General features: G+C 41.1%; 13 protein-coding genes and 2 other annotated features. Of the genes, 11 read left to right on the top strand and 2 right to left on the bottom strand.

The window, feature by feature from the left end:
* Window positions 1-251 precede the first annotated feature (251 nt).
* The 6 genes from pdhA (at window position 252) to ACIQ0C_RS09015 (ending at window position 6,648) form a co-directional block, all read left to right on the top strand.
* Window positions 252-1,367, top strand: a complete 1,116-nt coding sequence (gene pdhA / locus ACIQ0C_RS08990; protein ID WP_076366782.1) for a pyruvate dehydrogenase (acetyl-transferring) E1 component subunit alpha — start codon at window positions 252-254, stop codon at window positions 1,365-1,367.
* Window positions 1,368-1,370: 3 nt separating this feature from the next.
* Window positions 1,371-2,348 carry an alpha-ketoacid dehydrogenase subunit beta gene (locus ACIQ0C_RS08995; protein ID WP_034314063.1) on the top strand — a complete coding sequence of 326 codons (978 nt, stop codon included), beginning with the start codon at window positions 1,371-1,373 and terminating at the stop codon, window positions 2,346-2,348.
* Window positions 2,349-2,468: 120 nt separating this feature from the next.
* Window positions 2,469-3,827: a dihydrolipoamide acetyltransferase family protein gene (locus tag ACIQ0C_RS09000; protein WP_402839245.1), complete on the top strand. Its 1,359-nt coding sequence runs from the start codon at window positions 2,469-2,471 to the stop codon at window positions 3,825-3,827.
* A gap of 3 nt (window positions 3,828-3,830) precedes the next feature.
* Window positions 3,831-5,243 (top strand): dihydrolipoyl dehydrogenase, encoded by a 1,413-nt coding sequence (gene lpdA, locus ACIQ0C_RS09005; RefSeq protein WP_402839247.1) that lies wholly within the window; start codon window positions 3,831-3,833, stop codon window positions 5,241-5,243.
* A 277-nt stretch (window positions 5,244-5,520) separates the two neighbouring features.
* On the top strand, window positions 5,521-5,778 hold the full coding sequence (locus ACIQ0C_RS09010; RefSeq protein WP_403059152.1) for a hypothetical protein: 258 nt from the start codon (window positions 5,521-5,523) through the stop codon (window positions 5,776-5,778).
* A 42-nt stretch (window positions 5,779-5,820) separates the two neighbouring features.
* Window positions 5,821-6,648 carry a polysaccharide deacetylase family protein gene (locus tag ACIQ0C_RS09015; RefSeq protein ID WP_403059154.1) on the top strand — a complete coding sequence of 276 codons (828 nt, stop codon included), beginning with the start codon at window positions 5,821-5,823 and terminating at the stop codon, window positions 6,646-6,648.
* A 26-nt stretch (window positions 6,649-6,674) separates the two neighbouring features.
* Here ACIQ0C_RS09015 and ACIQ0C_RS09020 read toward each other — a convergent pair whose 3' ends face one another.
* Window positions 6,675-7,109 (bottom strand): DUF1885 family protein, encoded by a 435-nt coding sequence (locus ACIQ0C_RS09020; RefSeq protein ID WP_137018837.1) that lies wholly within the window; start codon window positions 7,107-7,109, stop codon window positions 6,675-6,677.
* A 364-nt stretch (window positions 7,110-7,473) separates the two neighbouring features.
* On the opposite strand from ACIQ0C_RS09020, the gene ACIQ0C_RS09025 reads away from it, so the two are divergent.
* Window positions 7,474-7,599 carry a GapA-binding peptide SR1P gene (locus tag ACIQ0C_RS09025; RefSeq protein WP_402839252.1) on the top strand — a complete coding sequence of 42 codons (126 nt, stop codon included), beginning with the start codon at window positions 7,474-7,476 and terminating at the stop codon, window positions 7,597-7,599.
* Between the two features lie 145 nt (window positions 7,600-7,744).
* Here the strand turns inward: ACIQ0C_RS09025 and ACIQ0C_RS09030 are convergent, their stop codons facing one another.
* Window positions 7,745-9,202, bottom strand: coding sequence for an aminotransferase class I/II-fold pyridoxal phosphate-dependent enzyme (locus ACIQ0C_RS09030; RefSeq protein ID WP_063576939.1), 1,458 nt, complete (start codon window positions 9,200-9,202; stop codon window positions 7,745-7,747).
* 400 nt (window positions 9,203-9,602) lie between these two features.
* Between ACIQ0C_RS09030 and ACIQ0C_RS09035 the strand changes: the two genes are divergently transcribed.
* The 4 genes from ACIQ0C_RS09035 (at window position 9,603) to ACIQ0C_RS09050 (ending at window position 13,629) form a co-directional block, all read left to right on the top strand.
* Window positions 9,603-10,571: an NAD(P)H-dependent flavin oxidoreductase gene (locus ACIQ0C_RS09035; RefSeq protein ID WP_403059156.1), complete on the top strand. Its 969-nt coding sequence runs from the start codon at window positions 9,603-9,605 to the stop codon at window positions 10,569-10,571.
* Window positions 10,572-10,624: 53 nt separating this feature from the next.
* Window positions 10,625-10,900 carry a UPF0223 family protein gene (locus ACIQ0C_RS09040; RefSeq protein ID WP_402839258.1) on the top strand — a complete coding sequence of 92 codons (276 nt, stop codon included), beginning with the start codon at window positions 10,625-10,627 and terminating at the stop codon, window positions 10,898-10,900.
* Window positions 10,901-10,969: 69 nt separating this feature from the next.
* Window positions 10,970-11,200, top strand: a binding site (T-box leader).
* 35 nt (window positions 11,201-11,235) lie between these two features.
* Window positions 11,236-11,473: a binding site (T-box leader), on the top strand.
* Between the two features lie 159 nt (window positions 11,474-11,632).
* Window positions 11,633-13,027, top strand: a complete 1,395-nt coding sequence (gene trpE / locus ACIQ0C_RS09045) for an anthranilate synthase component I (protein ID WP_402839260.1) — start codon at window positions 11,633-11,635, stop codon at window positions 13,025-13,027.
* Window positions 13,024-13,629, top strand: coding sequence for an anthranilate synthase component II (locus ACIQ0C_RS09050; RefSeq protein ID WP_402839262.1), 606 nt, complete (start codon window positions 13,024-13,026; stop codon window positions 13,627-13,629). Before trpE ends, ACIQ0C_RS09050 begins: the two co-directional genes overlap by 4 nt.
* The last annotated feature ends 20 nt before the right edge of the window (window positions 13,630-13,649 follow it).

Genomic DNA, 13,649 nt, shown 5'->3' on the forward strand with positions numbered 1-13,649 from the left:
AAGGAACTCCAAGTGATTGACTTGATGTTAATTCATCTTGTAAACTTAATCTATAAAAAATCTTGTATCATTTTCCTTGATTTTTTTTATGGTACAGAATAAGATTGAGACATATTAAGCATATCCACGTTTGAGGATTGGTCTTAAGGGAAAAATAAAAGAATGAATTGTTGAAGAAACTAAAAAGCAAACTATTTTTGCTTTATAGAATAATAATAGCAAACCTTTTTAATGAAAGGATGAGGTGCCAAATGGCTCAAAAAACTAAACAAGCTAAAATTAATGTTCAGGATCAGCTTAAGAAAGTAGAAGAACAATTTGAAACTTTTCAAATTTTAAATGAAGAGGGAGAAGTCGTTAATGAAGCGGCTATGCCTGATTTAAGTGATGAACAATTGCAAGAATTAATGCGTCGTATGGTTTATACACGCATCTTGGATCAGCGTTCCATATCACTGAACCGCCAAGGCAGATTAGGTTTCTATGCACCGACTGCCGGTCAAGAAGCTTCTCAAATCGCTTCCCAGTATGCTTTGGAAAAAGAAGATTTCATTCTGCCTGGTTACCGTGATGTTCCGCAAATCGTTTGGCATGGCCTGCCGCTTTGGCAAGCATTCCTATTCTCCCGGGGACATTTTAAGGGAAATCAAATTCCTGAAGACGTCAATGTAATTTCTCCTCAAATCATTATCGGCGCTCAATATGTCCAAGCTGCCGGAGTGGCTCTTGGGTTGAAGAAACGCGGGAAAAAAGCGGTTGCCATTACATATACGGGTGACGGTGGTACTTCACAAGGTGACTTCTATGAGGGAATTAACTTTGCAGGTGCATATAAAGCGCCAGCTATCTTCATCGTGCAAAATAACCGTTTCGCAATCTCGACACCAGTTGATTTGCAATCAGCAGCGAAAACATTGGCCCAAAAAGGTGTGGCTGCAGGTATTCCTGGAATCCAGGTTGATGGTATGGATGCGTTGGCCGTTTATACAGCCGTTAAAGAAGCGCGTGAGCGTGCAATCAATGGTGAAGGGCCTACATTGATTGAAACATTAACTTACCGTTATGGACCACATACGATGGCTGGGGATGACCCGACACGCTACCGTACTTCCGAAATGGATAACGAGTGGGAACTGAAAGATCCGTTGGTTCGTTTCCGCAAATTCTTGGAAAACAAAAAACTTTGGAATGAAGAATTAGAGAACGAAACGATAGAAAAAGCAAAAGACGATATTAAAGAAGCAATCAAATTGGCTGATGCAGAACCTAAACAAAAGGTTACAGACCTAATTGAAATCATGTATGAAGAAATGCCTTATAACTTAAAAGAACAATATGAAATTTATAAAGAGAAGGAGTCGAAGTAAGCCATGGCTCAATTGACGATGATTCAAGCAATTACAGAAGCATTACGTACAGAACTTAAAAATGACGAGAATGTACTCGTTTTTGGGGAAGATGTAGGTCTTAATGGAGGAGTTTTCCGTGCAACGGAAAATCTTCAAAAAGAATTCGGTGAAGATCGTGTATTCGATACACCTCTTGCTGAATCTGGAATCGGTGGATTAGCGGTCGGTCTTTCTTTACAAGGTTTCCGTCCTGTTCCTGAAATTCAATTCTTTGGGTTTGTATATGAAGTGATGGATTCCGTAAGCGGTCAGCTTGCTCGTATGCGCTACCGTTCAGGCGGACGTTACAGTGCACCGGTTACCATTCGCTCACCATTTGGGGGCGGAGTGCATACTCCGGAAATGCACGCTGATAGCTTAGAAGGTTTAATGGCTCAGCAACCAGGGTTAAAGGTAGTTATCCCTTCCACTCCTTACGATGCAAAAGGCTTATTGATTTCAGCGATTCGTGATAATGACCCTGTCATTTTCCTTGAGCACATGAAATTATACCGTTCTTTCCGTCAGGAAGTTCCTGAAGAAGAATACACAATTCCATTAGGAAAAGCGGATGTGAAAAGAGAAGGAACGGATTTATCCATTATTACGTATGGTGCGATGGTGCAGGAATCCATCAAGGCAGCTGAGGAATTGGCTAAGGATGGTCATTCCGTCGAAGTGGTCGACTTACGGACTGTATCTCCATTGGATATCGATACAATCATTGCTTCTGTAGAAAAAACAGGACGCGCTATCGTTGTTCAAGAAGCACAAAAGCAAGCTGGTATAGCAGCGAATGTCGTAGCGGAAATTAACGAACGTGCCATTTTGAGCTTGGATGCTCCAGTACTGCGAGTGGCGGCTGCTGATACGGTATTCCCGTTTTCACAAGCTGAAACAGTATGGCTCCCTAATTATAAAGACATTATTGAAACGGCGACTAAAGTCTTGAAGTTTTAACAATCTTAAGTAATGGAATGAATGTCCTGCTTGGGAAAGTGATTTTGCATTAACGGTAATGCAAGATAAAGGACTTTATTCAAAGCACTAAGTATGATTTAATATAGGAGGTTGAACTCAGTGGCATTCCAATTTAGACTCCCTGATATCGGAGAAGGTATACACGAAGGTGAAATAGTGAAATGGTTTGTAAAACCAGGAGATAAGATACAAGAAGATGACGTGCTTTGCGAGGTTCAAAACGATAAGGCCGTTGTGGAAATCCCATCACCGGTGGAAGGTACCGTTGAAGAAATCCTTGTTCAAGAAGGAACGGTTGCCGTTGTTGGCGATGTGCTTGTAACATTCGATGCTCCAGGTTATGAAAATCTTCAGTTTAAAGGGGATCATGGAGAAGAAGCGAAGGCAGAAGGCGAGAAGAATACGGAGGCCCAGGTTCAAGCAACTGCTGAAGCTGGACAGGAAGTCAAGAAAGAGGCTGCTCCGGTTCAAGAAAATAGCGGAGTAACGGGCGCGGGAGCACAACCACAGGTTGAGGCAGATCCTTCACGCCGTATTATCGCCATGCCTTCTGTCAGGAAATATGCACGCGAACAAGGGGTAAATATTCGTGAGATCACTGGTTCTGGGGATAACGGCCGCATCATGAAGGAAGACATAGATGCTTTCAAAAACGGCAAAACCGCTCCACAGCAACCAGCAGCTCAAAGTGAAGCTTCACAACAAAATGATACGGAAACAACCGAAAAACAAAAAGTTTCAATTCCAGAAGGGCAATATCCTGAAACTCGTGAGAAAATGAGCGGTATGAGAAAAGCGATCGCAAAAGCAATGGTTAAATCCAAGCAGACAGCTCCGCATGTAACATTAATGGATGAAGTCGATGTGACGCTATTGGTTGCTCACCGTAAGAAATTCAAGGAAATTGCTGCACAAAAAGGAATCAAGCTTACATTCCTACCTTATGTTGTTAAAGCGTTAACAAGTGCATTGCGTGAATTCCCTATGCTTAACACATCATTTGATGATGAAGCTAGTGAGATTATCCATAAACACTATTACAATATCGGAATTGCGGCAGACACAGAAAAAGGACTGCTCGTTCCAGTTGTAAAAGATGCAGATCGTAAATCAACTTTTGCTATTTCACAAGAAATTAACGAATTAGCAACGAAAGCCCGTGACGGCAAATTGGCTCCTAACGAAATGAAAGGTGCTTCTTGCTCCATTACGAATATCGGTTCCGCAGGCGGTCAATGGTTCACACCTGTAATCAATCATCCAGAAGTTGCCATTCTAGGGATTGGACGCATTGCCGAAAAAGCAATTGTACGCGACGGGGAAATTATCGCCGCTCCAGTTCTGGCATTATCACTGAGCTTTGATCACCGCATGATTGATGGAGCAACAGCTCAACATGCATTGAATCATATCAAAAAGTTATTGAACGACCCAGAATTATTGTTAATGGAGGCGTAAACAATGGTAGTAGGAGATTTTCCAATCGAAACAGATACTTTAGTAATCGGTTCAGGACCAGGGGGATATGTTGCCGCAATTCGCGCAGCACAGCTTGGACAGAAAGTAACGGTCGTTGAAAAAGGAACAATCGGCGGAGTTTGTTTGAATGTAGGCTGTATCCCATCGAAAGCATTAATTTCGGCTGGACACCGTTTCCATGAAGCTCAGCATTCAGAAGATATGGGTATCTTTGCAGAAAAAGTTACTGTTGATTTTTCTAAAGTACAAGCTTGGAAAGGTTCTGTTGTAAAAAAATTAACAGGCGGTGTAAGCAGCCTGTTAAAAGGCAATAATGTTGATGTTGTAACTGGCGAAGCTTATTTCGTTGATGAAAACAGCATCCGTGTTATGAATGATGACTCAGCCCAAACATATACATTTAAAAACGCAATCATCGCCACTGGTTCAACGCCAATCGAGATTCCGTCATTTAAATATACGAAACGTGTACTTAATTCCACTGGCGCTCTTGCTTTGGAAGAAGTTCCAAGTTCGATCGTGGTAATCGGCGGAGGTTACATCGGAACGGAGCTTGGCGGAGCATTCGCAAGCTTTGGTACTAAAGTGACGATCCTTGAAGGTACGGAAGAAATCCTTTCAGCGGGCTTTGAAAAACAAATGGCTGCACTTGTTAAGCGTAACCTTAAAAACAAGGGTGCTGAAATTGTTACTAAAGCAAATGCTAAAGGCGTGGAAGAAACTGAAACAGGTGTAACCGTTACTTATGAAGTAAAAGGCGAAGAGAAGAAAGTTGAAGCCGATTACGTTTTAGTAACAGTTGGACGTCGTCCAAATACTGCTGAAATCGGTTTGGAACAAGTCGGAATCAAAATGACTGACCGCGGTTTGATCGAAACGGATAAACAATGCCGTACAAGCGTGAAAAACATTTACGCAATCGGTGATATCGTTTCTGGACCTCAGTTGGCTCATAAAGCTTCTTATGAAGGTAAAATTGCAGCTGAAGCCATTGCAGGACATTCATCTGAAATCGACTATCTTGCTATTCCGGCTGTTGTATTCTCTGAACCGGAACTTGCTTCTGTCGGTTATAATGAAAAAGAAGCGAAGGAAGCTGGAATCGAAGCGCTTGCTTCTAAATTCCCATTCGCTGCAAATGGACGTGCTCTTTCCTTAAATAATACGGACGGATTTGTGAAGCTTATCACTCGCAAAGAAGACGGATTGGTTATTGGAGCACAAATTGCAGGACCAAACGCTTCTGATATGATTGCAGAACTTGGTTTGGCTATCGAAGCAGGAATGACTGCCGAAGATATTGCGATGACAATCCATGCACATCCAACTTTAGGGGAAATCACAATGGAAGCTGCTGAAGTTGCCCTTGGAACTCCTATTCACATCATTAAGTAATTGAGTTATATAAAAAGCGTACTGCATAATGCAGTACGCTTTTTTTTGTGATACCAGATTCACAAAAATGAAGGATGTCTCCCCATTCATGATTTTCTTCTCGCCAGTTAAATGAAAAGGTCAAAAAGGGCATAAGCTATAAAAAGGACTTCTTACTTTTTTCCTTGAAAGGGTTTGAAAACGGTAATAGATGATAAAAAATAAGATGAGCGATTTGTTAAAGGAATATTTTTTGCCAATAAAAAGATCATGGCTGATATATTTATATTAAAATGGGGTGGATCACTTGAAAAATTATCTGGTAATCCTCTTTCAACTAATCGTTTGGAGTGGGTATACATTAGTTGAATGGCTGTCTGTTAACGATCGATTCGTTTTCAAAGTATTCATGTTTCTGGTTTTTTCTTATCTAGCCATTTACATTGGTAAAATGATTTTAAAAACCAATAGACGAACCATGCTTGTTACCGTAATAAGTCTATTATGTTACGGGATTTTGCAAATCCTTTTGGAAACGCTGGTACCCGTTTATTGAATTTGTCGTAAGCTTCATGACACAAGAAACCACGGAGGTATCATGATAAACAAAGTAGTAGCATTATTTACATTTGTATCATTTTTATTGATGGCTTGTAATGACCTGAGTTCCGGTCAAACTGAAAATGAGAATGAAAAAAGTGTGGAAACGGCGACAACGGTCCAAGATGAAAGCCAGCAAGAGAAAGATTTGGAAATAGAAACATCACAAACGATTGGAGAAGGGAATGTAAAGGCAGAATATCGGGTGGATAAAGAGAATTGGTCATTTAAACCGATTGGGGATGCAAATCCGAAAGTTGTGCTGTTAACATTTGATGATGCACCTGATACATATTCCCTGGCAATCGCCCAAACCCTGAAGCGACTTGAAGTACCTGCGATATTTTTCGTGAACGGTCACTTTCTTGAAAATGATCAAAATAAAGCGATGCTGAAAGAAATTCATGAAATGGGTTTTTCCATCGGCAATCATACGTATTCCCATGTAAATTTAAAAGAGTTGAACGAAAAGGAACAAGAGCGGGAAATCGTAAAATTGAACAATTTGGTTGAGGGAATAATAGGGGTACGCCCTAAGTACTTCAGGGCGCCATTTGGATCGAATACCGAGCATTCAATAAAAGTCGCTGAGAAAGAAAAAATGTTGGTCATGAATTGGACTTACGGATATGACTGGGAAAAAGAGTATCAGGATAAAAAAGCTTTAACGGAAATCATGTTGAACAGCCCTTATTTAGGAAATGGTGCGAACTTACTAATGCATGACCGGAAATGGACGAGTGAAGCGATAGAGGATATCGTGAAAGGTTTTCAAATGAAAGGCTATGAGATCCTTGATCCCAAATTAATTGAAACGCCTGCATGAGCCAATTTCGGCATTTGCAGGTTTTTTTATTTCCTTGGATAATAATACATCACCCGTTTATTGAAGAGATGCAGCTGCGCCCGTAATTTCTTTGCAAGGAATTTGCACAATTCATTAGCTTTTCCCTTATCTCCGAAAGTTGCTGTTTCAGGGAGGGTGAATTGGATATAGGATTGAATCCGCTCTGATCCATCTTCATCCTTTACGACTTCTTGGTCAACTCCTATCAATATCATGTGATATCGATCTTCTTTGGCTTGTAGATATATGGCTTTATCTTTCATTCTTTCCGGTTCTTTCATTTCATAAGGAAATGCTTTCTTATCATAGTCCCAATCCAGTTGCTTTCCGGTTTTCGCTGTGATCATTTGATAATAGTTCAGCAATTCTTTCACGTCTTCGATGGTTACAGTCCCTTTCACGGACTCAGGAACAAGTTTGATATAGGCGTTTTCAGTCATGTGGATCCCCCTTAAATCGATAAGATGTAAGAATATATTAACATTTTATGGATGTATTATATACCTATCTATATGTAAATGAAAAGGCGAAATTTCTGTTTCACCTTGCTATGCTAAAGCGAGGAGTGTGATCAATTGAGTCCAGGGCCCTTCGTTTATAAATAAATTCCCGTGTTTTTAAAAAAAGAATCAGTCTAACGAACGATTGGAATCCAATTCTTTCAAGATGATCGTTCATTAAGTGGGAAAAAGTATATATGTTATACTTTTTAGCTTGAAATAATAAATGTGTTATATTATAATTCATTTAAAGCGGTTACATTACGTCAATAATGCATACAATATAGGGGAAGGGGTTGTAAAAATGGGAACTATCGTATGTCAAACTTGCAATAGCACGATTGAACATTTTGAAGATGAGAAAGTAAGTGTACTATATACACACAATCACAACTGCCAATGCTGTGATACAGCTGCCTCTGATAAATAAATGAAAAAAGGATTTTAAGATTAATAGAATGTAAGGGTGTTTCAGGATTGTAACCTGGAGCACCCTTTTTATAGAAGCCAGTGCTTAAAAAATAAAAGGTTCAAAAAAACCAGAGCAGTACCCTGCTCTGGTTTGAGGGGATCAATCAATTTTTTATGATGCGTAAATGTTTTATTTCTGGGTCCTCAGGGCCTTGAACCGGAAGGCCGGCCTCGATGTTTTTCCGGATGTAATTGATATTATCTTCAGTAATCAGTTCACCTGGAATGAAGATCGGGATTCCAGGCGGGTAAACCATGATGAATTCAGCGCTAATTTTGCCGACGGATTCCTCAATGGGAACCACTTCGGTTTCTGCATAAAATGCCTCCCTGGGTGATAAAGCCAGCGGTGGTGTATCAGGAAGCAGGACTTCGATCTTTTCATGTTCAGCTGCCATTTCCTTAAACTCATCCGCTAAGTCCCTAAGGGCAGCGATCAGCAGGTCCGCTTCTGTTTTTGTGTCTCCAGGTGTTATCAGGCAAAGGATATTGTACAAGTCGGAAAGTTCCACTTCGATATTATGCTTTTCACGAAGCCATTTCTCAACGTCGTATCCGGTAATATTCAATTCCTTGATGGATATGATCAATTTTGTAGGATCATAACTAAAGGCTGCCTCGCTCTCGAGAATTTCGCTGCCGACGCAGTAAAGATAAGGAATCTCATTAACGGCCTCACGGATATACCCTGCGAGATTGATCGCTTCATCGATCATTTCCCTGCCTACCGTCGCAAGTTGTCTTCTAGCCGTATCCAGGGAAGCCAGAAGGATATAGGAGGTTGAGGTGGTTGTGAGCATGCTCAATATGGCTTGAACACGATTTGCGGAAACCAATCCAGTCTTAACATTCAATATGGAACTTCCCGTTAGTGAACCGCCCAGTTTATGAACACTAGTTGCAGCCATGTCTGCTCCAGCCTGCATGGCTGACATCGGCAAGTCCTCATGGAAGTGTATATGGACACCATGCGCTTCATCTACGAGTACTGGGATTTGGTGGGAATGAGCAACTTCCACTATTTTTTGCAAATCAGCCGAAATGCCGAAATAGGTGGGATTGATGACAAGCAATCCTTTTGCATCGCTATGTTCCCTTAAAGTTTTTTCAACGGCATCGACGGTGATTCCATGTGAGATGCCCAAATCTTTGTCTATTTCAGGATTGATGAAAATGGGAACAGCTCCGGAAAATACAATGGCAGACATTACGGATTTATGTACATTCCTTGGGACGATGATTTTGTCCCCAGGTCCGCAGACTGTCATGACCATCGTCATGATTGCTCCACTTGTTCCTTGAACGGAAAAGAATGTGTGATCTGCCCCAAAAGCTTCAGCGGCAAGATCCTGAGCTTGTTTGATGATCCCCTTTGGCTGATGGAGATCATCGAGTGGAGCGATATTGATTAAATCTATCGATAATGCATTTTCTCCAATGAAATTACGGAAATCAGCGTCCATTCCTTTTCCTTTTTTATGACCCGGAATATGAAATTGAACGGGATTTCTTTTTGCATGCTGCAATAAGGCAGTGTATAAGGGTGTTTCATTCTGTGACAATTCTTTGTGGCCCCTTTTCAGTAAAATAGGTACGAAATATGGGAGGTTATACTCCCTTTCTATTAATGATCGTATGTTTCTCCGATTCCATTCAAATGGTTAGTAAGCTGTGGATAGACATAAAACATATGAATTATAGCACGTCTTATAATAAATGCCTAGTGACTTTAATGTCCTGACTTAAACAATTTATATATGTCTTTGTTGTTAAGGAACCCAATAAAATTATCAGCAGTTTATAAATATCCATTTTCCTAGTATTTACTGGATTTACTCAAGAATTCTTCTTTTTTATATTGTATGTGTGAGTTAAAAATTGAACGGGTAAACAATATTTGCCATAATGAAGCTAATGATTTGGATTCAGCTAAATAAACTTAACCAGAAAATGAAAAGGGAGATGAGGAGTTTGAAGTGGAAAACGCGTGTGACCGATTTGTTAGGTATTCAATACCCAATCGTACAGGGGGGATTGGCCCATTTGGCATATGCAGACTTGGCTGCGGCAGTTTCGAATGCAGGGGGGCTAGGGCAGGTAACGGCCATGTCCTTGGATAACCCGGAGCAACTGGTAGATGAAATTAGAAAAACCAAATCATTGACGGATAAACCGTTTGGTGTGAACTTTGCGATCGGTCAGCATGGAAGGCCTTATGAACACATGCTGGAAGCTGCGTTGGAAGAGGGGATAGCAGCTGTTTCGGTAACCGGCGGCAACCCTGGCCCATTTCTTGATTACGTCAAAGGCACTCAAGTGAAGAAACTGGTGCTTGTTGCTGCAAGAAGGCAGGCAATGAAGGCTGAACAGCTTGGTGCAGATGCAGTGATGGTAGTTGGCCAGGAGGGCGGAGGACATTTAGGGCGTGATGATATTGGAACTTCTGTGTTAATTCCTCAAGTTGTGGACTCCGTTAAAATTCCAGTCATCGCCTCGGGTGGTTTTGGCGATGGGCGCGGTTTGATGGCAGCATTGGCACTTGGTGCCGAAGGAATCGAGATGGGGACACGATTCATAGCAGTCAAGGAGTGTGTTCATGCACATGAATTATATAAAAATGCCTTGGTTTCCGGCACGGAAAATGATACCGTTATCATCAAGCGGTCCATTGGTGCACCAGCAAGGGTAATTGCAAACAGCTGGACCGATAAGATCCTTGAAATAGAAAAAGAAAACGGCGGATATGAACAATTGCAGGATTACATAAGTGGCAAAGCGAACCAGCGTTATATCCATGACGGTGTCGAAGCTGAAGGCTTTGCCTGGGCTGGACAAGTGATGGGGCTGATTCATGATGTACCATCGACTGCCGAACTATTCAGTCGGATTATCGACCAGGCGGAAGCAATTCGTTCAAAATGGGCAGACTGAAAATAGTCTGCCGGACAACATGAAAAACTATCTAGAAGGAGCGTGTTTAGGGTATGGATTATCAATATCCAATGGATCTTGATTGGTCTACTGACGAAATCGTGGATGTGATTAAATTCTTTGAAGCGGTAGAAAAAGCTTATGAAAATAAAATACAAAAGGAAGAATTCATGAAGGCTTACCGAAGATTCAAGGAAATAGTCCCCGGTAAGGCAGATGAAAAAAAGTATACGGATGAGTTCGAGCAAGTCAGCACCTATTCAGCCTATCTTGTTATAAAGAAGGCAAAAGGAATCGATGACGGGGAATGGATAAAAATGAAAAATTAAAAATATAATTTTTCGAAAACTCCATTGACTTACTGAAAAGATTGTTTTAACATAATAATCAAGAAAAAGATAAAGGCAGTGACGAAGAAGAGTACCTTAATGATGTTCTGCAGAGAGCCAGTGGTTGCTGAAAACTGGTGAACGAATTTAAGCGAATGGACTTCCGAGCCCCAAACCGAAACGGATGTACGGAGTAGGCTTTGGCGATTATCTCATCGTTAATGGAGATAGGCATGTTAATGCCGTAAAGTGAGCTAATTTAGCTAATTAAGGTGGTACCACGGGTTCCTCGTCCTTTGGATGAGGGCCCTTTTTGCGTTTTTATGGAAATGATAATTAAATCTATGAATGAGAGTAGTAATCTTTTTAGATGCGTCACAGAGAGCCGGAATAGGTGGAAACCGGTACGATATAAGAAGATGAATGGACTCATGAGTGGTTTCTTGAAAATAAGTAGGGAAACTCGGCTGCCACCGTTAAAGGGTAATCGCAAGAATTTTTCATTCTTGCTTGAGAGGGAAAAATGATGCATTTTTCCAACTTGAGGTGGCACCGCGGTATACCGTCCTCTGCAGGCACATATTTGTGTTTGCGGGGGATTTTTTTATTGGAATTTCAATATATATACTTTTTAAAGAAAATATCCAGAGGAATGAAAACTCAGTCACTTGGCCAAAAGTTTTTTCCCTTCGGGGGGTTATAAGGGCGCATAAGAATCGGGAGGGAATTAATATGAATAATTTGGATGAAAAAAAAATACTCCGTTTCAAAATGGACACAATTGAAGGGGATATCCATACACCCATTGCCATATTTCAGAAATTGGATGGTGACCAGAAGTTTTTATTGGAAAGTTCGAATTCGCATCATGACAACGGCCGCTACTCATATCTAGGTTCAAAACCTTATCTGGAGGTGACATCACTTGCTGACCAAGTATATGTGAAAGACACTGAAACAGGTGATCAAATCGTAAAGAACATCAATATCATTGAGTTTCTAAAAAAAGAATTATTAGTGGAAATAGAAGAGGTTCCCATACATCTTCCGCCATTTAACGGTGGTGCAATCGGGTATATGGGCTATGATATCATTCGTCTTTATGAAAATATTGGTCCGGTTCCTCCTGATTCTTTACAAATGCCTGATGCTCACTTTCTTTTTTATAAAGAACTGTATATATTCGATCATGTTTTGCAGAAGATCCATCTTTTGACTGCGGAAGAAGATAGTGAAAAAAGTTTATTGGGAATGAAGGAAAAAATCAATCAGGCAAGCAAGCCGTCAAAGGAGATATCGTCGGAATATTTGGAATTCAACTCGAATTTCAGTCAGGATGAATTCGAGAAAATGGTCCTTGAAGCTAAATCAGCGATCATAGCTGGTGAAGTGTTCCAAGTTGTTTTATCACAAAGGTTTAAAGCGGACTTCGATGGGGAGCCTTTCGATGCTTACCGTCGTTTGCGATTAGCCAACCCCTCTCCTTATATGTTTTATATAGAATTTGGTGACTATACAATCATTGGGTCTTCTCCAGAAAGTTTAATCAGTGTTTCATCAGGAGTGGTTCATGTTAATCCCATTGCCGGTACACGGCCGAGAGGGAAAACGGATGAAGAAGATAAGGGCTTCGAAAAAAGCCTGCTGATGGATGAAAAGGAACTTGCCGAGCATAAGATGCTTGTTGATCTAGGTAGAAATGATCTTGGCAGGGTTTGCGAAATCGGTTCAATCCACCTTACCGAGGAAATGGAAATACAAAGATATCAGCATGTCATGCATATTGCTTCGAAGGTTAGCGGAAAGCTTAGGGAAGGGTACACGAGTTTAGATGCACTGACGGTCTGCCTTCCTGCCGGAACAGTTTCAGGTGCTCCTAAAATCAGGGCAATGGAGCTGATCAATGAACTGGAAAATTGTAAACGGGGGATGTATTCGGGCTCGATAGGCTACATAGGTTTTGGAGGGGATCTTGATATGGCATTAGCCATTCGGACGATGATCATTAAAGATGGCAAGGCCTATGTACAGGCAGGAGCTGGAATTGTATATGATTCAGATCCAAAAACGGAATATGAAGAAACACAAAATAAAGCACGCGCTTTAATGGAGGTTCACACTAAATGATTTTATTAATTGATAACTATGACTCGTTCACTTACAACCTTTACCAGTATTTGGGCGAAGTGGAAAAAGAAATCGTAGTAAAAAGGAATGACGAAATCACCATTGCGGAAATTGAGGAACTGAATCCAATGGCAATCGTCATTTCCCCGGGACCCGGCAGGCCGGAAGATGCTGGCATCAGTATGGAAATCATCCGCAATTTTTACGAGAAGGTTCCGCTATTAGGCATTTGTTTGGGGCATCAGGCCATTGGGGCGGTTTTTGGTGCGAATGTGGTTGGAGCGAAACAAATCATGCATGGGAAAACATCGGCAATCGAACACGATGGAACAGGTGTATTCGCCAAACAGGACTTACAATTCCCGGTAATGCGTTACCATTCCCTTGTAGTTGAAAGGGCGAGTTTGCCAGAAGAACTGACTGTGACGGCAGTGGCACTGGATGATGGGGAAATCATGGCCCTTAAACATCAGGAATTCCCTCTCTACGGTTTACAGTTCCACCCTGAATCAATAGGGACGAAAATCGGCAAGGAATTATTACATCAATTTTATGAGATTGCGAGAACCTTTCAATCAGAGAAGGAACAATCCATTTTATAAAACTAAAAACGACTGGGGGA

Origin of the sequence: Peribacillus sp. NPDC096448, assembly GCF_044762675.1 — a bacterium.
Lineage (GTDB): Bacteria > Bacillota > Bacilli > Bacillales > DSM-1321 > Peribacillus > Peribacillus frigoritolerans_B.